Raw genomic sequence first — 23830 nt, 5'->3', positions numbered from 1 at the left:
AGTTTACATAAGATGACAACGGAACAAAAACAGCTTGTTAAAGCCACAGTGCCAGTGCTTAGAGAACATGGAGTATTACTCACTACTCACTTTTACAACCGCATGTTCACGCATAACCCAGAATTGAAGCATGTTTTTAACATGGGGAATCAGCAAAACGGGAAACAACAAACAGCCCTCGCCATGGCGGTATTAGCCTATGCGGAGCATATTGAAAATCCAGCCGTATTGCTGCCAGTGGTGGACAGCATCGGGCATAAACATACCAGTTTAGATATTCGTCCTGAACACTATGATATTGTTGGCAATCACTTGCTGGCCTCCATTTCTGAAGTGCTGGGAACTGCCGCTACGCCAGAACTCCTGGAAGCATGGGCAGTGGCTTATTCTCAACTGGCAGCCATCATGACAGGTCATGAGCAAAGTCTTTATTCCAACCAGGTAAACAAATCTTCTGGTTGGACAGGTTGGAAACCTTTCATCGTTAAACAAAAAGTAAAAGAATCCGCTGAAATTACTTCTTTCTACCTCTATCCTGCTGATGGCGGTGGTGTAGCAGATTTTCAACCGGGTCAATATATCAGTCTGCGTTTGTTCCTGCCGGAATTAAACCTGCTGCAACCGCGTCAGTACAGCATTTCCTGCGCACCTAATGGTCAATACTACCGTATTTCCGTTAAAAGAGAAGCGGGTTCTACTCATCCTGACGGCTTGATCTCCAACCGTCTCCATGATCATATTCAAGAAGGCGATAAAATGGAATTATCTGCACCTGCCGGTACTTTTACCCTGGTGGAAGATACTAATCGCCCGAAAGTATTTATCAGCGGTGGTGTAGGCCAGACGCCATTACTGGCGATGCTGGAAAACCTGACCAGCAAACAGGCCGAAACGCCTATCACCTGGGTACATGGGTGTCGCAATGAATCAGTGCATGCTTTCAAAGATCAACTGGAACAATTGGCGGATACTTACACCCATCTTTATCCGCATATTTTCTACGATCAGCCAACTGCTGAAGCACGCCATACAGGCTGGGTGGATCTTGCAGCGATTAAAGAGGAAGTGTTGCAGGCAGATGCGGACTACTACATCTGTGGCCCTGCTCCATTCATCGCCAAACATTATGGTTTCCTCGTAGAAAATGGGATCGACAAATCTGCGATTCACTTTGAAGAATTTGGTCCAGCTTCCTTACAGTTGCAATAATTCATTCCACAGCGCACTATACTAAAGGGAACTTCGGTTCCCTTTTTTAGTTTTATCCGTTCACGTTAGCTTTCAAGTGAAAAAAAATACGCTCCTCATAACGTTCCCAGCCGTACTTTTACCCTATTATCAAATCTATCCCTATGTTACGGCTATACGTAGTTGCCTTACTCTGTCTGTTTACCTGCTTTGCCTGTCAAACAATAGAAAGAAAGCCTGTATTCTCCCCAGATGTGCTACCCAAGGAATATTTCAATATCAATACCAGCCACGATACAGTATTGCGTACTAGTCGCGGCGCCCGGATTCATATCCCCGCTCATGCTATTAAGGCCACAGGCGGTATTTTGCGCCTGGCCATCACGGAAGCTTATACCATCACAGATATGGTCAAAGCGGGATTGCTGACGGTGAGTAATGGAGAACCCATGAGTAGTGGCGGGATGATTAATATCCGGCCGGCAGATGATACTATGGCTAAAATCGTACAGCCGATCACGGTAGAGATACCTACGGATTTTATTCAGGAGGGCATGAAATTATTTAAAGGCGAAAGGGATAAAACCGGGAACCTCAACTGGGTGAAACCGGATAGCCTGGCAATGGGTCAGGTCAACCAGCGCTTCGCCAATGCGCGACAATTACTGCAGCAGAATTGCTATAGCTGCCACGCCATTGAGAAAAGAGTGACAGGCCCTGCATTATTACATATGACGGCACGTCGGGAACGTAAATGGCTACACGATATAATAAGAAATATTGCGGCGCTACTAGCAACCGGCGATCCGGAGTCCAATTGCTTGTTTGACGATTACAATAAGACTGCCATGACTACATTTCCAACCATGAGCGATCAAGAAATATATGATATTATTGACTATATAGATAATATCAGCAAACAAACGGACCTGGAAACCTATAATAAAGTACGCCTAGCGAAAGACAGTTGTAAAGCGTATTACAAGGAGAAAGGCGCATTATTATTCAAACAAAATAAACTCATCAAAGACAATGGGAAGTTTGTAACAGAAGATCGGCGCTTTTCCGGCACCGTTACCGCCACGTTCATCCCTGAGGTAGTTCCCAATCCCAACAATGGCGTCTACTATACTTTCAACATCACTTCATTCAACTGGTTCAATGTAGATATTCTAACGAAAGACCTGCCAGGAATTGTTGATAGCGAACTGCGTGTATCCGTTACCGGTGACTATAAAGATAATATCCATGTATTCCTCCTCATTCCGAGTATCAGGCTATTTGCTGAAGGTGGGCCACTGGATGGAGAAAAACATAAGTATGGCTTCTTTACCAAAGATGGAAAGATACCCATGCTAATAAACAAAAAAGCCTGGATTATCGCTACAGGAGAGCATAAAGACCAGTTGGTATTTGCTCAGCAAGTGTTCATCACGCAGCAAAAACAGGAGTTAACCATTTCCCCTGCCATTAGTAGCAAAAATGCCATGAATGAATTTCTGAAATCCTTGGAGCTAAAGGATATTAAAATGGAAGTAACGGATAGTCGCAATGCGAAAGGCATCCGGGAAATTGATTCCTTGCTGAAAGCGGTGGAAGGTAAGAAACCAATGAATTTTGACTGTGGTTGTGGGGAGACACCAGCCCCTCAGCAGGCATCTAAACAAATACAAATCTAATAATTCCAATAGGCCCTACAGCCACGCCAGGAGTGCCTGGCATGGCCTGTTGTGGCCGTGTCTCCCTATATCCATTTTAATTTGATACTTTTGGGCCTTCAAATAAGATGTCATGAACGAACAGATAACGAGTTTAATAGGCCAATTAAAAGCCAATTCCCTCTCTTTCAAAGAGGTAATTGCATTTATAGAAGCACAATACGAACATCAACCTACTGCCTTCAAAAATGGCGAGGCATATAATGAAGCCTCCCAAAATCAAGGCAGTGCCAAGGTTTTCGCATTTGCGCAATTAAATAATTTGTCGAAGGAAGATACGCTGTACCTGTTTGCAGAACATTACCAAGCGGTATTGAATACCCCTGATGGCACAGACCATCAGAATATCAGACAATTCATGACACATGGATGGCCAGGAGTCGTGTTTGAGGGACAGGCATTGCAACCTAAATAATTGGAGAGACCACTCAGACAGATCGATGGTTATCTCCCTAAAATATAAAATCCTGGCAGGTTATCACTGCCAGGATTTTATATTTTAGTAGATCACTTTCAGCTCAGAACGCCTGTTCTGTTGGTGCTGCATTTCGGTACAAGGTTTACCGTCTAAGCAACCATTCTGAATAGCATCTCTTGTGCGGTTACTATAGTAAATCTTGTTACGATCAATACCTTTATCATCCAGGTAGTTGATCACAGAGTAGCAACGCATTGTAGAGAGGTCCTTATTATAGGCGTCTGTACCACGACTATCCGTATACGAAACTACCAGTAACTTCCACTTCGGATGACGCTGCATGATACCAGCCACATAATCCAGTATTCTTCTGGACTCCGTCAGTAGCTCCGTGCTGTTGAACTTATAGTAGAATTGTAGTTTCTCCAGCTCTGCTTTATCTTTCTCTTCTTCTGGCGTCAGTTTATGCTTGTTGGTACCATCGCCGGTCTGATTACCGTTTGTCTTTCCGTTATTATTTCCTGTATGGTTGCCGGTATCATTGCCATCGGAGTGATGGTTGCCATTGGTTTTATCTCCTGATTTGTCATCATCTGATGTAGCCGCAGGCGGTACTGCAGATGGTAATCTTTCAAAGAAATGGGCATCCTTGAATGAGTAGATATCATCGGCCCCTGTGCCTCCCTGCCTGTTGGACGACAGGAAACCTTCATATCCATTGCGGTGGAGGATTAGACCGATATCGTCTCCTCCTGTATTGAAGGGCGCCTTCAGGTTAAATGGTAACTGCCATTGCGCACGACTCCCAATAGCACGGAAGATATCATATCCCCCCATGCCAGGATGGCCTTTACTGGAGAAATACAATGAACCCTCTTCATTGATGGTAGGGAAAGCCTCATCAGCAGTGGAATTCAATACTGGACCGCAGTTTACAGGAGCGCCCCAGTTGCCATCGGCTTGCTTTTCACTATACCAGATATCTGCTTGTCCTTGGCCACCAGGGCGGTCGGATACGAAGTACATCAATTTACCTTTTTCCGCCAATACTGGATAACTGGAAGAATAACCTTCTTTATTGATAGTCGTTAGTAATACCGGCACACTCCATTTCCCATTCTGTTTTACAGACTGATAGATGTTCAATCTACGTATGCCACTCATCGGACCTTTCTGGCTGTTGGGCAATACCCGATCCTGGTCATTGATGGTCACATACAAGGTATCTTCTTCCTCATTCATGCATACCGGACCGATATGATAACGATACCCTCCCAATAATTCTGGGAAAAGCTCTTCCAGCAAGCCATTGGCGTTGCCGTTGTATTGTGCATATATATAAGGCTTATAAAAAGGTTGGGCAGTACGCTTGTCTTCTGCTGGATGTTTTTCCATCCGGCCGTTCATCTGCATGCCACGGTAACCATTGGAGATTAACAGTAATCCTTTTTTTATCACACCTGTAATGATCTCAGAGTTCTCTGAATTCAGCTCTTTTAGGCCACTCAGGGAAATCTGTGCAGGCTGCTGTTTCCAAAGGAGCGCACTATCACAACTGCGTATTGCGAGTTCCTTCAACTGCATACTGTCTGATTTCTGAGAGGTGAAATGAGCGTATTGCGCTTTCGCTTCTTCATAACGTTCACGGTTGCGCAATACCTCGCCTAGTGAAAACCAGGCTTCCGGCGGACAATCAGGCATAGTAGTAACCCGCGCATACCAGTTGCCTGCATGATCAAACAACCCTATCGCCCGGTAACTGTCGGCCAATTTCATTAACTGGGCTGTTTTTGCACGCTTGCCTTGCTGCAAAGCTAACCTTTCATACAATGCAGCCGCCCTAGCATATTCTTGCCTGTTATATGCCTCATCAGCCATCACCAACACACTCTTTTGCTCCTGCGCAGCCAGGGATAACGGCAACCAGGAAGAGAACAGGAGGACAAAAATCTTACCAGAGACTTTTCTGAAATACAGATGATATCGTTTCAAGATCTTATTTTTTAGGTTACCGGTTTAGAAATAACGCGGGTTGCTAACGTTATAGCGTTTGGATGGGAACAGGATACCAATGGAAATCTCATGCGATCCAGCCTGACTATTCGCCATCTTGTTCACATTCAGATCATAAGAATAACCAAAGCGGTAACGGTCGTTGATGAAATACTCCAATATAACACTGGCGGCATTCACTTGCTGTAAACGAGGTTCCAGGTTGGATTTGTTCCACAACTTCATGCTCGTCCGATAAGATCCACCTACCCATAATTTCTCAGAGATCAACAGGAATGCATTCAAATCCACACTGGACGGACCTTTAAAGTCTTCTTTCCACATAAAAGTGGGTTTTAACTTCAGGTTATCAGACAGGTTGATAACAGTACCTGCGGTAAAGTAAGTATGTTGGGTTTTACGAATGGTTTCATACGTATTTCCTTTCCAGGCATAATGACTACCATCCGTATAAATTGAAAACAGGTCCATCACCGAGAGGCCTACATAAAAGGAAGGCGAATAGTAATACACCCCAAAACGAGCATCTGGCACCCAACGGGTCACCTTTCCTACAGGAATAGCTTCGTCGTTGTTGTCTACATACTTCATGGCGCTGCCATCAATGCCATATTGGGTGACACCAGCTCCAAGACCAAAACACAGGCGGCGCGTATTTTCATCATCCAATGGAATACGATAGGCGTAGTTGCCGTACAGTGAAAGTGCTTCCTGTGGCCCCGTTCTATCAAACATCACCTGTAGCCCCACACCTACCCTATCATCATTGGCATTGGTAAGGCCATCGATGGAGATACCACCTGTTTGTGGCGCACCTGGAAATCCTGCCCATTGATGCCGATAGAAAGTATTGAGATACCAGTCTCCTTTATACCCCGCGTATGCTGGGTTTACAGACAAGCCGTTGAAAGCGTACTGGCTGAATTGGACATTCTGTTGTGCTGTTACCTGCATACCGGCCGATAGCACAATAGCGGTGAACCAGATTTTCAATTTGTTTTGCATTGTATCATGCTTTTATTACACCTATACAGATAGCTGGCCGCCAGTGCGGCAGCCAGCCGCTTTCATTATCTTAAAATTTGTACCCAACCTCTGTAACGAACTACGCCACCAGGTTTCTTCACTTCCAGGATATAGTAGTAAGTAGCCTCATTCAGTTGAGAACCGTTCCAGTCGTTGTGGTAGTCTTTCGACTGATATACCATGCTACCCCAGCGGTTGTAGATATAGATCGCAGATCCCGGATATTTCTCCAGACCTCCGATGATGAATTTTTCATTTTTGCCATCACCATTCGGCGTGAACACATTCGGGAAGGTGATATCAGCGCCTTCAGCTTTGATAGTCACTTCTGCAGTGTTGTTGGTATAATCAGTTTCCGGTTCTTTCGCTTTCACGGTAGCCTTGTTGGTGATATCTCCACCTTCTACGATACGACAAACCATGGTCATTTCCACTTCCTGGCCTTCTGGCAGGGTACCGATGTTCCAGGTCACTTTTCCAGCGGTTTTATCTACTAGTCCTACTTGGGTGCTGATAGTACTTGGTAACTCCAGGTTTGGAGGCAGCAGGTCTTCCACCATTACGTTGGTGAAGATTTGCGTACCTACACTTTTCACTTTCACACTGTAAGTGATATCTTGTCCCATGCGGTAGATACCTACTGGCGGATTCACTACCGTTTTGGTAATCACCAGATCACCAACAACGTTGCTGGCCTGAATCACCGTACCTGTTTGCGCATTACATCCAGGAGCGGCAGGATCGCAGCCCATAGTGGATTTGGTGGTTCTACCATCCGTTACTTCCGCCGTATTGCTGATAGAAGTAACCCCATCCAGAGAAGCCGGCGTTTTCACGATCAGTGTAGCCGTTACCGTTGCACCTGGCGCTACATTGTTGATATTAAAGATGACGTCATTGCCATTCAATGTACCACCGCTTACATAGATGGTATTGGCTGGTACTGGATCGGTAATGGTCACCTGTGTGATAGGCACGTTACCAGTATTGCGTACATAAATGGTGTAGGTCAATGTTTCGTTTGGAGTGGCCACACCGGAGGTGTTTTCTACTGGCAGCGCCACTTTTTTCCAAGTATCGAAGCTTTGGATATCATCGTCGAGGATGTTGACGGTAGCGTTAGCAGTTGCTGGGACAAAGTTCCAACTGCCGCCGGTGCCACCTGTAAGGGTGAAATCTACCGTACGGGTACCATCCTGAATTTTATTGTCGATCACTTCCACTGGCACTTTCACACTGTTGGTACCTGCAGGAATGATAACTGTACCACTCAGCGCTTTGTAGTCGACACCACCTGTAGCAGTACCTGCAACAGTGTATTGTACTGTGATGTCATGTGTGGCGGTGTATCCTGCTGGCAGCGCAATGGTTACTTCCCCATTGGTTGCTGGCTCGGATGCATTTGGAATTGTAGCGGTGATGTTTAACACCAGGTTAGCAGCTACATCGTCATCGTCTGCAATGGTAACGGTAGCAGTAGCATTCGCACTGTTGACTGTGAAGTTGCCCAGACTGGTGGTAGTACCACCGTTGAGAGTCAGCACCACATCTTCAGGGCCTTCGATGATCTTGTCATCGATTACCACTACTGGTATGGTTACTTGGTTATCGCCGGCAGCGATGGTAGCGGTGCTAGTAATCGTATAGTCTACACCGTTTGTAGCTGTTCCGCTGATGGTATAATTCACCGTGATAGCTTGTGCAGCAGTAATGCCGGCTGGTAGACTGATACTAAAGGCCCCATTGGTACCTGGTTCAGCCGCGTCGGCCAGTTTGACAACACTCAGTTGTCTATTCGTAGCGTTGTCGTCATCATCCGCGATGGTAACAGTAGCTGCTGCCTGCGCTGGGTTGATGGTGAAGCTACCGAAGGTGGAGGACTTGCCGTCTGCCAAAGTCAATATCACTGTTTCATCTCCTTCGATAATCTTATCGTCGATAACATTCACGGCTACGGATACACTGTTTTGACCAGCAGGAATAGTAGCTGTCGCAGACATCGTGTAATCGACACCGTTAGTAGCCGTTCCGGAGATCGTATAGTTCACCGTTACATCGTCTGTAAAGGTGATACCGGTAGGCAGGCTAATCGTAAAGGCTCCATTGGTGCTAGGTTCGGCAGCATCGGTAGTTTTTACTACGCTCAGTACCCTATTAGCAGGGATATTATCATCATCCGCAATTAATACCGTAGCTGCCCCCTGTGTGCTGCTGGCGGCAAAATTACCAAGGCCAGTAGCAGTTATAGTAGAGATAGTGGCGGTCACATTCTCCGTTTCTTCCACAATCAAATCATCGATCACAGTCACAGGAACGGTTACACGATTTTCTCCGGCTGGGATGGTTACCGTACCGCTGAGGGTTCGGTAATCCACGCCAGGAGTGGCAGTACCACCTACGGTATAAGTGATAGTTACCGGTGCGGAAGCCGTTAAACCTGCTGGGAGACTGAAGATAAATGCACCGTTAATGGCTGGTTCAGCCGCGTCGGCACCTTTGATAATACTAATCACGCGATTGGCAGTAGTATTATCATCGTCCATGATGGTGACAGTAGCTGTCGCTGCTGTTGCCGCTGGTTGGAAGCCGGTGAACTTAGTAGAAGCGCCACCTGTAAGGGTTGCAATGACTGTTTCATTCTCTTCAATGATCTTATCATCGATTACCATGACTGGCATTTCTACGGATGACTGGCCGGCAGGCATTACCACAGTACCATTTAATGTAGTGTAGTCGGTGCCGTTAGTGGCAGTACCAGCGATGGTGTATTGAATGGTCAGGTCTTCTGCTACGGTTACACCAGTAGGCAGACTGATCATAAATTTACCGTTGGTAGCTGGTTCAGCGGCATCGGAAATATTTACAATGCTGAGTTGTTTATTCGCCAGGATGTCGTCATCATCTGCGATGTTAACAGTGGCGGTAGCTTTCGTTGGATCTATAGTGAAGCTGCCGAAGGTCGCGGACTGGCCGTCTCCCAAAGTCATCACTACTGTTTCAGTTCCTTCAATGATCTTATCATCAATCACGTTCACGGATACATTCACACTGTTTTGACCCGCAGGGATAGTAGCAGTAGCGTCTATCGTATAGTCGGTTCCGTTAGTAGCGGTACCAGTGATAGCGTAGTTCACGGTGATATCGTCTGTGGCAGTTACGCCAGTAGGCAGACTAATCGTGAAGGCGCCATTCGTACCTGGTTCAGCAGCATCATTTGCTTTCGTTACGCTCAGGACCTTGTTGGCACTGATATCGTCGTCGTCAGCAATGGTGACAGTAGCTCTACCCGCCGTAGCATCTGCTTTATAGTTAAAGCTGGTGGAAGTGCCGTTTGTAATTTGGAGGATCACTGTTTCCGGTTGTTCGATGATCTTATCATCGATCACCAATACCGGTACAGCAACAGTTTCCTGGCCGTGTGGGAGCACCACTGTACCGTTCAAAGTAGTATAGTCGATACCGTTAGTAGCAGTACCTGCTATCGTATAGTGCACGGTGATATCCTGCGCAGCAGTGATACCGGTAGGCAGACTGATTTCGAAAGCGCCGTTGGTGGCTGGTTCGCTAGCGTCTGACTTGCGTACTACTTTCAATACTTGGTTGGTAATGGTATTATCGTCATCGGCGATGATCACAGTAGCGGAATTATTGCCAGTGAATGCGCCGATAGTTGTAGTGGTACCACCAGTCAGTGTCATGATCACCGTTTCATCCCCTTCAATAATCTTATCGTCGATGGTGGTTACATCTACTTTCACACTGTTGCTGTTCGCAGGCAGGGTAACTGTTCCAGAAAGTGTCTGGTAGTCCGTACCATTGGTAGCAGTACCGGTGATATTGTAAGTAACCTGTATGTCTTCACTAGCAGTAATATTCGTAGGCAGACTAATTAAGAAACCGCCATTGGTACCTGGTTCTGCCGCATCAGCGAATTTGGTTACTACTAATACTTTATTCGCAGGAATGGTGATATCATCATCTGCAATGTTTACAGTAGCAGTGCCGAATGAGGCGTCTACCGTATAATCATTACCGTTATTATCTGTAGTATTGGCCAGTGCCATGATCACCGTTTCTGTAGGTTCAATGATCTTATCATCGATTACGGTAACTGGGATATCTACACCATTGGACAATGCCGGGATAGTAATGGTATTTACCGTATAGTCTACATCGCGGGTAGCAGTACCACTCAGGGTATATTGCAGTGTGATATCGCGAGATGAGCTGTAGCCAGCAGGCAGACTTACGCGGAAGTTGCCATTGGTAGCAGGTTCGGCGGCATGCAGGGTTTGTTTCACCTGCAACACACGGTTTGCTGCGACATTATCATCATCTGCGATCACCAGGCTAGCATTGCTTGTTCCTGTGAAGGCGCCGAGGGTAGCGGTAGTACCGCCAGCCAGGGTTAATTGTACGGTTTCATCTCCTTCGATGATCTTGTCGTCTATCACCGCCACATCCACAAACACGCTGTTCTGGTTTGCAGGCAGCACTATGCTGGTGCCCAGTGTCTGATAGTCGGTTCCTTCTGTAGCGGTGCCGGCTACTTTGAAGTTCACCGTGATCGCTTCAGCGGAAGTAATACCTGCTGGCAGACTAATCTGGAAGCGGCCATTGGTATTTGGTTCAGCAGCATCGGCCACTTTAGTGATCGTGAGTTGTTTATTGATGTCGGTACCATCATCATCCGCGATATTCACGGTAGCGGCAGTACCAGCAGGAGTATAGTTATGACTAGTACCATCTACACCGCTTGTCAGGGTGAGGATAACAGTTTCAGTAGGCTCAATGATCTTATCATCGATGATAGTTACCGGCAGGATCACAAAGTTTTGACCATGCGGAATAGTAGCCGTAGCAGCGATGGAGTAGTCTGCATCCTTAGTAGCGGTACCACTCAAAGTATATTGCACCTTGATATCAGTACTAGCAGTATAACCTAGCGGCAGGCTGATACGGAATGCACCATTGAAGTCTGGTTCAGCCGCATTGTGTTCATTTGTAGCTGTCAGTTTCAGGTTAGCCGGGATATCATCATCATCCGCAATGGTAACCGTAGCGCTGCTGATTGCATCTGCTGGGAAGATGAAAGCGTTGCCCGCTCCATCTGTAGCACTTCCGGAGATCACCTTAAATATCACCGTTTCAGGACCTTCAATGATCTTATCATCGATCACATTTACGTCTACATCTACGGAAGCTGTATTCGCAGGGATCACTACTGATCCGGTGATGTTATAGTCGATACCCGCGTCGGCGGTGCCGGACAAGGTATAACCTACCGTTACTGGGTAAGCGGAGGTACTACCCACCAGGGATACTCTGAATTTACCGTTGGTAGCTGGTTCTGCGGCATCGGCCACTTTAGTAACGGTTACGGGCACACTGCTAGCAGCGTTGGCATCGATAATCGTTACGGTAGCACTGCCTTTGCCTGGGGCAATATTAAAGTTATAAGTTGAAGAGCTAGCGCCGATCAGGGTCATTACAGCCTGTTCAGGGCCTTCCACAATACCATCGTCGAAGGCATCTACATCTACGAGGACGTAGTTACTACCGGCTGGGATGACAGCTACCCCATTCAGGGTAACATAATCCAAAGTATTGGTAGCAGTACCGCCCATTGCGTAGTGCACCGTCACAGCCTCCGAAGCGGTAATACCTGGCGGAAGGGAGATTTTGAATTGTCCATGTACGCTGCCTTCAATCGCATCGGATACTTTCGTTACCAGCACGATATTGCTGTTTGGCGTAAAGTCATCGTCTGTGATGTAAACGGTAGCAGTTGCAGCAGCAGGAGCAGTGGTGTATGTGAATGCACCATCATCTCCCCCATTGATATTCATGATAACAGTTTCTACTGGTTCGATGATCTGATCATCGATCACATTTACTGGAACCAGTACACTATTATTACCGGCAGGGATAATAATATCTCCTGTGATAGCGGTGTAGTCTGCATCTGGCGTAGCGGTGCTATTAGGATCGATCTGGTAAGTTACTTTGATCGGAGCCGCGGAAGTAATACCATTCGGTAAGCTGATACGGAAGCTACCATTTGTACTTGGTTCTGCGGCATCGGCTACTTTAGCGATGCTCAGTGTACGGTTGGTAGTGGTAGCGTCATCGTCAGCGATGTTCACTGTGGCAGTTGCTGTGCCGATAGTGAAGCCGAAGCTTGGAGAGCTAGCGTTGTTCAATGTCATCACCACCGTTTCTGTACCTTCGATGATTTTATCATCGATTACGTTCACATCAACCGTAAGCATGTTCTGGCCAGCAGGGATGATGGCCGTTCCGCTTAAGGTAGCGTAATCCACGCCATTAGTAGCAGTACCAGCGATCGTGTAATTAACCGTAATTGGCTCAGAAGAAGTGATATTAGCAGGCAGGCTGATTCCAAACTGTCCGTTAGTATTAGGTTCTCCACCATCACGCATCTTCATCACACTCACTTTTTTATTGGCAGCGGTATTATCGTCATCAGCGATGTTCACCGTAGCAGTGTTTGCTACAGGGTTTACGCCGAATGTTCCAAAGCTGCTGGAATTACCCGTATTCAGGGTGGCAATTACTGTTTCTGTATTCTCGATGATTTTGTCATCTATTACCACTACATCCAGTGGTACACTGTTGCTGCCAGCAGGGATGGTAGCAGTACCAGTGAGCGTAGTATAGTCGATGCCGTTAGTGGCAGTACCTGTAATGGTATAATTCACCGTTACATTTTCTACTACCGTTACACCGGCAGGGAGACTAATCTTAAACCCACCATTGGTAGCAGGTTCGGCAGCATCAGCGGTTTTCGAGATGCTCATTAATTTATTGGCTGCTGTATTATCATCATCAGCGATGTTGACAGTAGCAGTTGCCTGGGCAGGATTTACGTCCAGTGGCGCAAAGCCAGTGGCAGTACCACCTGTGAGGGTAACGATCACTGTTTCTGTGTTCTCGATGATCTTGTCATCCAGTACAGGTACGGTGAGGGTTACACTATTTTGACCGGCTGGAATAAGGATGCTACCTGAAAGGGTGGAATAATCGGCCCCAGGAGTAGCGGTACCAGTAACGGTATAGTTTACTGTGATATCATTTGCGTAGGTGATGCCTGTAGGGAGACTAATGCTAAACTGGCCATTGGTTGCCGGTTCAGCAGCATCGATGGTTTTCACGATGCTCAGGGTTCCAGCGGCATCATCATCTGCAATATACAGGGTGGCATTGCCGGCAGTAGGATCTCCTGTGAAGGCAAAGTTCGTAGAAGCGCCATCCGTCAGGGTCACGATCACATTTTCGGTGCCTTCTACAATTTTATCATCGATCACGTTCACAGGCAGGTTCACATTGTTCTGGCCAGCAGGGATGGTGATCGTGCCATTCAAGGTTTGGTAATCCACGCCATTGGTAGCGGTGCCACTTACTTGGTAATGAACCGTTACATCTTCTGCAACGGTGATACCATTTGGTAAGCCGATGTTAAACGCACCATTGGTGGCTGGTTCCGCAGCATCGCTTACTTTGGTAATGTGGACTACTTTATTCGCAGCGGTATTGTCGTCATCTGCGATGTTTACCGTGGCCGGCGTATTGCTGACAGGGAATGTACCGAAGGTAGTGGAGCTAGCATTCGCTAGTGTAATCACTACTGTTTCTGTACCTTCTATGATTTGGTCATCAATTACATTGATCGGAACAAATACGTTTGTCTGACCTGCTGGTATCGTAGCAGTGCCTGTCAGGGTAACATAATCCACGCCATTGGTAGCGGTACCTGAAACCGTGTAATTGACGGTTACTGGCTCTGCTACTGTATATCCGTTGAATAGGGTAATACCAAATTGACCGGAGGTATTTGGCTCTGCGCCATTCTTCATATTCAGCACACCGATTAACTTATTAGCTGGGATGTTATCATCATCCGCAATCGTAACGGTGGCTGTATTCGAACCTGTGAAGGTGAAATGCGCAGATGCGCCGCCAGTCAGGGTAGCAATGACCGTTTCATCGCCTTCGATGATCTTATCATCTTTCACGGTAACGGCAAGGGTTATACTATTTTGGCCGGCAGGGATCACTGCGGTACCGCTCAGGGCAACGTAATCCGCAGTAGGTGTAGCTGTACCACTCACCGTATAGTTCACTGTAATATCTTCAGATGAAGTATAGCCAGTAGGCAGACTAATCGCGAAACTACCATTGGTGGCAGGTTCTGCGGCATCGGCGGTTTTGGTGATGGTCAGTTGGTTATTAGCAGGAGTATTATCGTCATCGGCGATGGTCACTGTTGCGCTACCATTGGTGCTGCTTGCCGAGAAAACACCATAATTGGTAGCAGTGCCACCGCTGATATTGACGATTACTGTTTCATTCACTTCTATAATCTTGTCATCGATTACTACTACTGGTAAGGCCACACTGTTCTGGCCAGCAGGGATTACTACTGTACCGGAAAGGTTTTGGTAATCGACGCCATTGGTAGCAGTACCACTTACTGTATAGTTCACCGTTACTGGTTGGGTAAGGGTCACAGCGGTAGGGAGACTGATCACGAAACCACCATTGGTAGATGGTTCCGCCGCATCAGTCGTTTTGGTAATGCTGAGTATTTTATTGTTGTCAATGTTATCATCATCTTTAATAATGACAGTAGCCACCGTAGGATCAGCAGTGTAATTGCCGAAAGTAGCGGAAGTACCACCGGTAGGTGTGATGAGAACAGTTTCATCCCCTTCGATGATGGTATCATCGATTACCAGTACAGGTACAGTTACGCCATTTGATCCGGCAGGAATTACAGCGGTACCACTGAGCGTAGTGTAATCCGCACCTGGAGTGGCCGTACCCGCAACCGTATAATGTACGGTGATCGCTTCCGTTGCGGTTACGCCATTTGGCAGTTGCAGCATGAAAGCACCGTTGGTAGCAGGTTCCGCAGCATCCGCAATTTTCACGGCACTGATGATTTTATTGGCAGCGGTATTGTCGTCATCTGCAATAGTGAGACTCGCCACTTTGCTGGTACCTGGTTGGAGCGCGAAGCTAGTAGAAGTACCATTGTTGATAGTAACTATTACTGACTCATCTCCTTCGATGATTTTATCATCTATTACCACTACTGGTAAAGTAATGGAATTATTACCAGCAGGCAGTTTGATTGGACTGCTAAGCAACTGGTAGTCGGTACCGTTTGTGGCGGTGCCACTTACCGTATAATTGATCGTGATATCTTCAGCAGCAGTATAACCCGCCGGCAGCGCGATGCTGAAAGCACCGTTGGTAGCTGGTTCTGCGGCATCGGCTGTTTTCGTGATATTCAGGACCAAGTTAGCGGCAGTATTATCATCATCGGCGATGTTCACTGTAGCGGCTTTAGCAACTGCATCGATAGTGAAGGCGCCGAAGGTAGTGGAGTTTGCGTTATTGAGGGTATTGATCACTGTTTCAGTGCCCTCAATGATTTTATCGTCTATCACGATTACCGGCAATGGCACGGTGTTCTGGCCTGCAGGAATAGTAACCGAACCATTCAGCGTCGTGTAGTCGGTGCCGTTGGTTGCTGTACCTGTGATGGTATAGTTGACGGTAACCGGACTTACGGCGGTTATACCGGTTGGGAGTCCTATTTCAAAGGAACCGTTTTGGGCTGGTTCAGCGGCGTCTCCCTTAGCAATAATATGTACTACTTTATTAGCAGCGGTATTGTCGTCATCGGCAATGGTGATGGTTGCCGCTGTGGCGGCTGCATCCACAGTAAAGGCTCCGATAGTAGCGCCATTACCTCCGGTGAGGGTGGCGATGGCTGTTTCATCCCCTTCAATGATTTTATCATCGATAACAACCAGATCTAATGGAGCGCTGTTGTCTCCCGGTTGTAATACAAATGTGCCGTTTAAAGTCGTATAGTCTGTACCGTTAGTAGCAGTACCACTCATCTTGTAATTTACCGTCACTGCTTCCGCTACCGTAATACCGGCAGGGAGGCTGATCTTGTAACGTCCGTTGGTGGCTGGTTCTGCCGCATCAGCGGTTTTAGTGATGCTCAATACTTTATTGGTGGCTGTGTTATCATCATCGGCGATGATAATAGTAGCACTGAATTTCGTATTATCAGGCGTAAAGGCACCCAGTACAGGCGCAGAAGCGCTCGTGATGGTGGCCACTACGGTTTCATCTCCTTCAATAATCTTATCATCGATAACGATCACATCCAGTGGTACGCTGTTCTGACCAGCAGGAATGGTCATAGATCCGGAGAGCGCTTTGTAGTCTTTATCAGGCGTAGCAGTACCGCTCACGGTATAATTCACGGTGATAGGCTGTCCTGCGGCGTAGCCAGCAGGCAGACTTACCAGGAAGGAGCCATTCGTAGCTGGTTCTGCGGCATTTGCTTTCGGTGTGATACTCACTACCATATTAGCGGCAGTGTTGTCGTCATCTGCGATCGTCATTTCCGCAGCAGCGGCTGTAGGAGCTACGGTAAAGGTAAAGTTGGTAGACACGCCACCGGCCAGTTTCAACTGTACGGTTTCAGGGCCTTCGATGAGTTTATCATCGATCACCTCTACTGGCAGCGTAACACCGGTCATTCCTTTAGGGATTACCAGGGTACCGGTTAATGTAGTATAGTCGATACCGTTAGTAGCAGTACCGGCAATACTGTAGGTTACCGTGATATCTTCCACACAAGTAACGCCAGCAGGTAAGCTAATATTAAACGTACCATTATCAGCAGGTTCGGCAGCATCTTTAAATTTAGTGACACCGATGATAGCTTTATCCTGGTCGTTATCGAAAATGTTAAGGGTAGCTTGTTGTTGGGTAGTACTAATACTGTACAGGTTTCCGGTAGCTGTACCCGTAACGGAAGTCAGTTGTATTTGTACGTTTTCTGTCAGTTCAATGATATTATCATCGATTACCTGTACAGGCAGGATAAGCTGGCTGGTACCGGCTTTCAGGATAGCCTGACCACTCAGGGTTTGGTAATCCGTACCATTGATAGCAGTACCGGTGATGGCGTAATTCACGGTCAGGTCTTCCTGTACAGTTACATTATTTGGTAGATTAATGCTGAACTGTCCATCCTGTCCGCCTTCTGCGCCATCCTGCACTTTTTGTACTGATACAACTTGGCTGGCATTATACAAACCGCCAAATACATCAAACTGTTGGAGGCCGTCAAACTGAACATAGTCTACACCATCTACTTTACCGGTGGAGGTAGGAACGAGTTGGACCGCATTATTAAGTGCCACTGGGGAGACATCAGTCATTGTAGCTGCAATATCTCCACTATGGCGGAACCAAGACCATTGTTGGGTAGTTGGTACATTACGGGTACCAGACAAGTAAGTGCTAGCAGCCGTTTGTTCCGCAGGGTTCCATAAGTAACGTAAGGATACCCCACCGTTCACAGTGAGGGGAGCGCCCGTGTATTTGATTTGTAACAGGCGACGCATCAATTGTGTACCGTAATCGGTGCCACCATTAGCGCCCAGGGCAGCCATGTTTTTGCCAACATCTACCAGAGCGGCATTGAAGTCGGTCATATTTACCGTATTGCCGTTCAGGTTAATGGCAGCGATATATTTAGTAGCATCGATTGGATCCACGAAATATATCCAGTCATCTTCCTTACAGATGCTGGCAGCAGTTACGGATTGGCCGTCAGCCACCAGTTTAGCAATGCGTACTGGTTGACGGGTAGTCAGGGTGAATACAGCGCCCGCAGGGATGTTGTTCACACCTGAGAAGCTAACTGTTTTGTTGGTAGCATTATAGTTACCAGCTTTATATGCAGTGATGGTACCGGTGGTAAAGTCGCCGTCACCATCATTATCTATTAATAAAGTGAAGTCGCGGGTATCTGTACCGGTATAGGTTACGCCAGTCAGATCGAAACTGAATGCCAATTGTTTAGCGGCAGGACTGAAGTTTGCATACTGCACTTTCCACTGTTGCGCCAGGCGTTCCGTTACGCAGCTTCCTTTAGGTGTATTGGTATTGATAGTAGCCATGCTGGTACTGTTGGTAGCCCAGAACATATAGCTTTTATCATTATCGAAAGATCCGGTATTGCTAGGGTTATCGGAGTAAATGGAATCAAGGCCGATCGCTACAATGCCGCCTGTTTCGATACTGCGGGATTGTTTTTGTTCCAGGCCTTCTACGTTATCGAGGCCGATAGCAGTAATATTTTGTTTATAGTTACCGTTCGTGGTGGCGTCCCAGATTACACTACCATCTGTTGCCAGGTAATTGCCTGGGGTAGTCTGGTCTAGCGTATAGCCGTACTTAACCGCCAGGTAGGATTCTACTCTGCGCAACTGTGTGGCATCTAACGCATATGGATATACGATGACATCTCCTATTCCACCTTTCCAGTTTTCGGAAGTATTTCCAATGAATTTACCAATATTGGCTGTGGTGGTACCAGTGTTCCAACCTGGTTTTGCCAGGGATGGAGCCAGCAGCTTGGTTTTGCTATAGATAGTTGCCATAGCGCCTGCAGCAGCACCGGTGTAAGTACCAATTAATATATTTGGCGAATTCGGTTTCCAAAAGTTTGCTGCATTCACGTCATTGGAAATACCCACGTAGTAACCTGCTGTACCAGTAATAGCAGCGAGACCTTGTCCAAGGCTGGTGTTATTGGTACCCCAACTGATAATATAACCGTTTCCTGCAGTATTGGTAGGTCGGCCAAATCCGAACAGGGTTCTAGGATTGGTACCTGTTGGCAGTTTGGTTACATCCAGGTTCATAGACTGGGAGCCATTGAATACTATTTGCGGGTTGAAGTTGACGTTATAGGTAGCATTGTTCGCAAATGTTGGCTTCGTCCCTGCCAGTGGCATGGTAGCATTATTCAAATCTGCTGCATAGTCGATCCAGGTATCTACCGGTGCGCCATCGCTAGTGGTGGAAGTACCATAATCAGGGCGTAACCAGAGGGAAGTACCTCCTACTCCACCTGGCGCTTTGATATAAGAACCGAAGGTGAAGTATTGGCCATTGGTCAAGTTTACTTTAGCTGCAAAATGTTTAACGCCTTGCAGTGTAATTTCAGAGAGTTTTATAAATTGATCAGTACCGTCGAAGATATTGTCATTGCTGACGATGAGATATGTTTCTTTGGAGTTTGGCAGTACATCATATGGAACGGCGATCTGCACTTGTTCTCCCATAGCCGCTGTTTGCTGCGTTTTCCAGATACGCGCCATGCGGAAGTTCACGATCGGATGACCGGAAACGGCGGTGCGGAAATTGGTAACGCCGTTATCATCGCCCCATACGAGGTATGCTTTATCATTAGAGAAGCTACCGTTATTATCATTATTGGTTGGGGCCAGATCAGCGAGACCTACAGCCACTTGGAAACCGCCATTCACGCTGCGGGATTGCTTTTGGCGCAGATCCTGGATATCATCTCTACCAATACCAGCGATATTATTCTTATAAGTACTGTTGGTAGTAGCGTTCCAAATAACGGAAGCATCTGTAGCGATATAATTATAAGGCGTACGCTGGTCCATAGTGATACCGTACTTGATAGCGAGGTAGGTATTCACCTTTGCCATTTCCGCATCTGTGAGCTGACGCTCGTACACAATCACTTCCGGAATATTTCCCCACCAGGTAGAGTTATCATCACTACTACCTACCAAAATACCGTTCCCTATCTCTGGTTGCTGTACAGCATCTAATGCAGTATTTTCCTTGAATCCATCTACCCAGCAGGCGATATTATCTGCAGTGGCAGTGGTTCCGTTATTTGGACTTCCCATGGAGAATATCTGTGGCTGTACATTCGTAAAACCAGGACTACCCCCATTATAAATGATGGCATTACTTGTATTAAATGCCGCAGGGTTTACAGCCGGGCCGGTAGATCCAGAACCCATAAATGCAGCCCAACCATTGGTGGAACCAGCTCCTGCTGATTTCAATAAATAGAGAACCGGGTTATTTCCTCCAGGTCCTGAAGCCAATAATCCGCCGCTCGTTCCAGTCCAAGTAGTACGACGATCCATTCCTACCGCAATCATTTGGAATGCGGAAGTATTTGGGAACAGGCGAGCTGTATTTCTTAATACATTCGCTGGATTCTCTGTTCCTTTATATACCATGGATGGGTTGAAGTTCAACAATTGTGATGCCGTTCTATCATAGAATACCGGTTGATCTGGTACGCTGGTAGTGCTAACATCATAATTTTTGGTGTCGATCAGATTTTTCCAGACAACCACCTTACTACCATCTCCAGCCAGCACACCGTCATTGGCTTTCATCCACATATCCAGCTTGACATCAATGATACCACCCGGTGCTGTCAGTGCTTTACCGAAGGTAAAATATGCGCCATTGGGCAAATCACTAGTGTTCAGGGTAACCGTATTACCTGTGAAAGGAATCACTTTGGTAATAGCGGCGGAACCGAATGCAGGATCGGTACTGATTAATAAATATTTCGTTGATCCGTTGATGTTAGGCTGTAAAGTAATATTCTGATCTGCCCAGTTGGTTTTCTGTACTTTCCATACACGAGCCATCCTCCTGGTTACTTGCGGATTGAGCGGCGTGGAAGTAGCAATATCGTAAGATGCAGCTACTAGTGCGTTATCTGCAATGGTGAAGAAGGATAAGTCGTTTGTAACACTGTTGCTGTTAGCGGCATTTGTTGCAGCCACCTGTGAACCCAATGCCAGCGTAATGATACCGCCGGCTTCTACGCTCAGGGATTGTTTTTGTTGCAGATCGGAAACGTCATCACGACCAATACCGGTGATGCAGTACTTATAGGTAGCATCGGCGGTCCACATTTTAGAGCTATTGCTGGCGATATAGTCTGTTGGGGTAGTTTGACTGAGCGTCACACCGTATTTCAAGGCAAGGTAAGATTCGATTCTAATGCGCTCGTTACCGGTGTGTGTACTGATATCTTTATAGACGATCATTTCCGGAATGTAACCATTGAAGCCGATGTTGCCTGCTGCCGAATTCCCGATCTGGAAGGCGTTGTTTCCACCAGTCCCTGTAAAAGCAGTACTAGCCTGACTTATTAAAGTATTATGGTCTCGTAAAACGCTTACCGATGTAGCGGTTTTGGCAAATGTCCAGACGGTTGGTTTTTTGAAGGTACCACCCCAGGGAGCGCTGACGCGCTGCGACATGGGCCCATCAAAATACAGCGTTCCATCAGGCCAAGGTACATGGGCCTGAATGCGGTTAGTAGTAACGTTGTCTGTTTCCTGCCAGAAAATGGAGTTTCCGCCCCCATTCGAATTGGTTTGCACAGCAGCATATACTGCAAAATTCTGGACGGATCCATTTCCTAATACAGAAGTGGCAGGATCTTTAATTGGACCCTTTCCGTAAAACCGGGTATTATCAAATACAGGTGTGGGGTTAAAGTTAACAGCGCCGGCGCTTACTGTTGGTTGTAAGGTAGCAGTAGGCTGAGGGATATTCATATCCAGGCCACTGAAATCATTCCATTGTGCACTGCTCAAACCTTTATCACCTTTATACCAGGCACCAATACCTGCATTCACGCCACCAGGGCCTTTTGCAGCTACGCCTATAGTAATATAAGCAGTGGCCGGGAGGTCACTGCTGTTTAATGTAACATTGTTCCCCGTAAAAGGAATCACTTTGGTGATGGCTGCGGCCGCAAAGCCAGGGCCAGTACTAATGATAAGATATTTGAAGCCGCCCGTGAAACCTGCATTGAGCGTTATCGTCTGATCAACCCAGTTTGTTTTTTGCACTTTCCATATCCGCGCCATCCTGGTAGAGATACCAGCGTTCAATGGCGTAGAAACCGCAGTACCAAATAGATTTGTTGCCAGGCCGTTATCCGCCATGGTCAGGAAGGAAAGATCATTTGTAACGCTATTGGTATTGGCGGCATTACTGGCAGCCACTTGTGAGCCGAGTGCGATTGTTAGGTAAGCATCACCTGCACTCACCGATTGTTTTTGTTCCAATGAGGAAGCATCATCACGACCAATACCGGTGATATTACTTTTAAATGTAGCATCGCCGGTCCACATTTTAGAACCATCGCTGGCCAAGTAATCTGTGGGTGTAGTTTGATTGAGTGTGATACCATATTTAAACGCCAGGTAGGATTCAATTTTCTGTTGATCCGTAGCCGTTAGCGTAGTGATATCTTTATATACAATCACCTCCGAGATACTCCCCTGATAATGAGAAGTAGAGACATCTGCCCAGAGGCCAATATTAGAAGCATAGTTATTGCCCGGCCCAGCGGTGGTGTAAGTACCATTAGTGTTCGCCACCGTATTGCGATCCCGTAGGATGGCCATGTTAGCGGGAGTTTTGGTAAACGACCATAAATGGGGCTGCCCCGTAATACCACCCCAGGGATTGGAAACCCGGTCAGTGTAAGGCGCGTCGAAATAGGCATATCCGTTTGACCAGCAATTGGTAACATCAATACCTGTACCGTTAGTCTGGCCATTATTTACCTTCTGATAAAAGAGTCCACCGGTATGTGCCTGTGACACAGTAGCCACAGAAAACACGGCTATTCTTGTGGGAGATGCTGTACCAAATACAGAAGAAGCAGGATCAACTGCTCCCCTCAATCCGAAAAACTGAGTGCTGTTAAAAGTAGCGGTGGGGTTAAAGTTGGGGCCCGCTGCGTTGACGCCCGGCTGTGCGCTGGCTGTCGGCTGCGGAATATTTTTATTATTACCACTATAGTCGTTCCACTGCGCGGAAGATAATCCCTTGTCTCCCCTATACCAGCCACCTAATCCAGCACTAACGCCGCCAGGGCCTTGTGCGGTAGCTCTGAAAGCTGTACGTGGCGTAGGCTTTACACCAGTTGGCGTATTAATGGAATCTCTGGTAGCCGCCTGTGTTGGTAGTTGCCATAAGATAGACAGTAACACCATCAGCCATGACGTCCTACGGCCGTGCGTGGTCTTGGTTGCAGGGAATACAGTATCGCAACAATACTTCAATAGGGTAATTTGTGACATAACAATCATTTAAGGGCAATAGCAACCAGACACTCCCTGCGAATACAGCAGGTAGGGTCAATCGTCAGCACCCGGATATGGCCTGTATTAATTGAGAAGTGTCCTTTATGTTAATGGTTAAAAAGGGGCTACTACATTGGCTTCCATCTCTCTTAGTTAGTAAGCATGCAGTTTGGGCATTCTAAGATTTTAGTTTTCAAGATGTTTCCGTCTTTTAGTGTTCACATACTTGCAAAGGGTTTGTGTAGAAATGTCCATAGCTCTTTTATTTTTTCGTCCTATATCGAGTTTGAACAGCACACGCCATTCATCAGGCAAAAAAACAATCTCTTTAACAGATCATTTGTAGTAATGCAATGAAAAAAATGTAGTAAAACGACTACATGCCACTATGCAATAGTCAGTTAGCTGGACTACCCATTTAGGTAAAATCTGGACCAGATATATAGTCC

At 46.7% G+C, this 23830-nt stretch carries 6 protein-coding genes; 3 read left to right on the top strand and 3 right to left on the bottom strand.

What is annotated here, in order from left to right; all coding sequences use genetic code 11:
* Window positions 1-12: 12 nt before the first annotated feature.
* The 3 genes from hmpA to JO154_RS06800 all read left to right on the top strand — a co-directional run bounded on the left by hmpA (window position 13) and on the right by JO154_RS06800 (window position 3321).
* A complete protein-coding gene (gene hmpA, locus JO154_RS06810) occupies window positions 13-1209 on the top strand; it encodes an NO-inducible flavohemoprotein (RefSeq protein WP_291943067.1) in 1197 nt (398 codons plus the stop codon).
* A 143-nt stretch (window positions 1210-1352) separates the two neighbouring features.
* Window positions 1353-2867 carry a cytochrome c gene (locus tag JO154_RS06805; RefSeq protein ID WP_291943065.1) on the top strand — a complete coding sequence of 505 codons (1515 nt, stop codon included), beginning with the start codon at window positions 1353-1355 and terminating at the stop codon, window positions 2865-2867.
* A gap of 112 nt (window positions 2868-2979) precedes the next feature.
* A complete protein-coding gene (locus JO154_RS06800; RefSeq protein WP_291943063.1) occupies window positions 2980-3321 on the top strand; it encodes a HopJ type III effector protein in 342 nt (113 codons plus the stop codon).
* 84 nt (window positions 3322-3405) lie between these two features.
* On the opposite strand, the gene JO154_RS06795 is transcribed toward JO154_RS06800, so the two are convergent.
* From JO154_RS06795 to JO154_RS06785, 3 genes are all read right to left on the bottom strand, one after another.
* A complete protein-coding gene (locus JO154_RS06795) occupies window positions 3406-5316 on the bottom strand; it encodes an OmpA family protein (RefSeq protein ID WP_291943061.1) in 1911 nt (636 codons plus the stop codon).
* A gap of 24 nt (window positions 5317-5340) precedes the next feature.
* Window positions 5341-6342 (bottom strand): type IX secretion system membrane protein PorP/SprF, encoded by a 1002-nt coding sequence (locus JO154_RS06790; RefSeq protein WP_291943058.1) that lies wholly within the window; start codon window positions 6340-6342, stop codon window positions 5341-5343.
* 65 nt (window positions 6343-6407) lie between these two features.
* Entirely contained in the window at window positions 6408-23378 is a 16971-nt protein-coding gene (locus JO154_RS06785; RefSeq protein ID WP_291943056.1) for a Calx-beta domain-containing protein, read from the bottom strand.
* Window positions 23379-23830: the final 452 nt, after the last annotated feature.

Source organism: Chitinophaga sp., from assembly GCF_019236475.1.
Classification (GTDB): Bacteria; Bacteroidota; Bacteroidia; order Chitinophagales; family Chitinophagaceae; genus Chitinophaga.
Note: the sequence above shows the minus strand (reverse complement) of the source record. Positions and strands in the feature narration are given on the sequence as shown.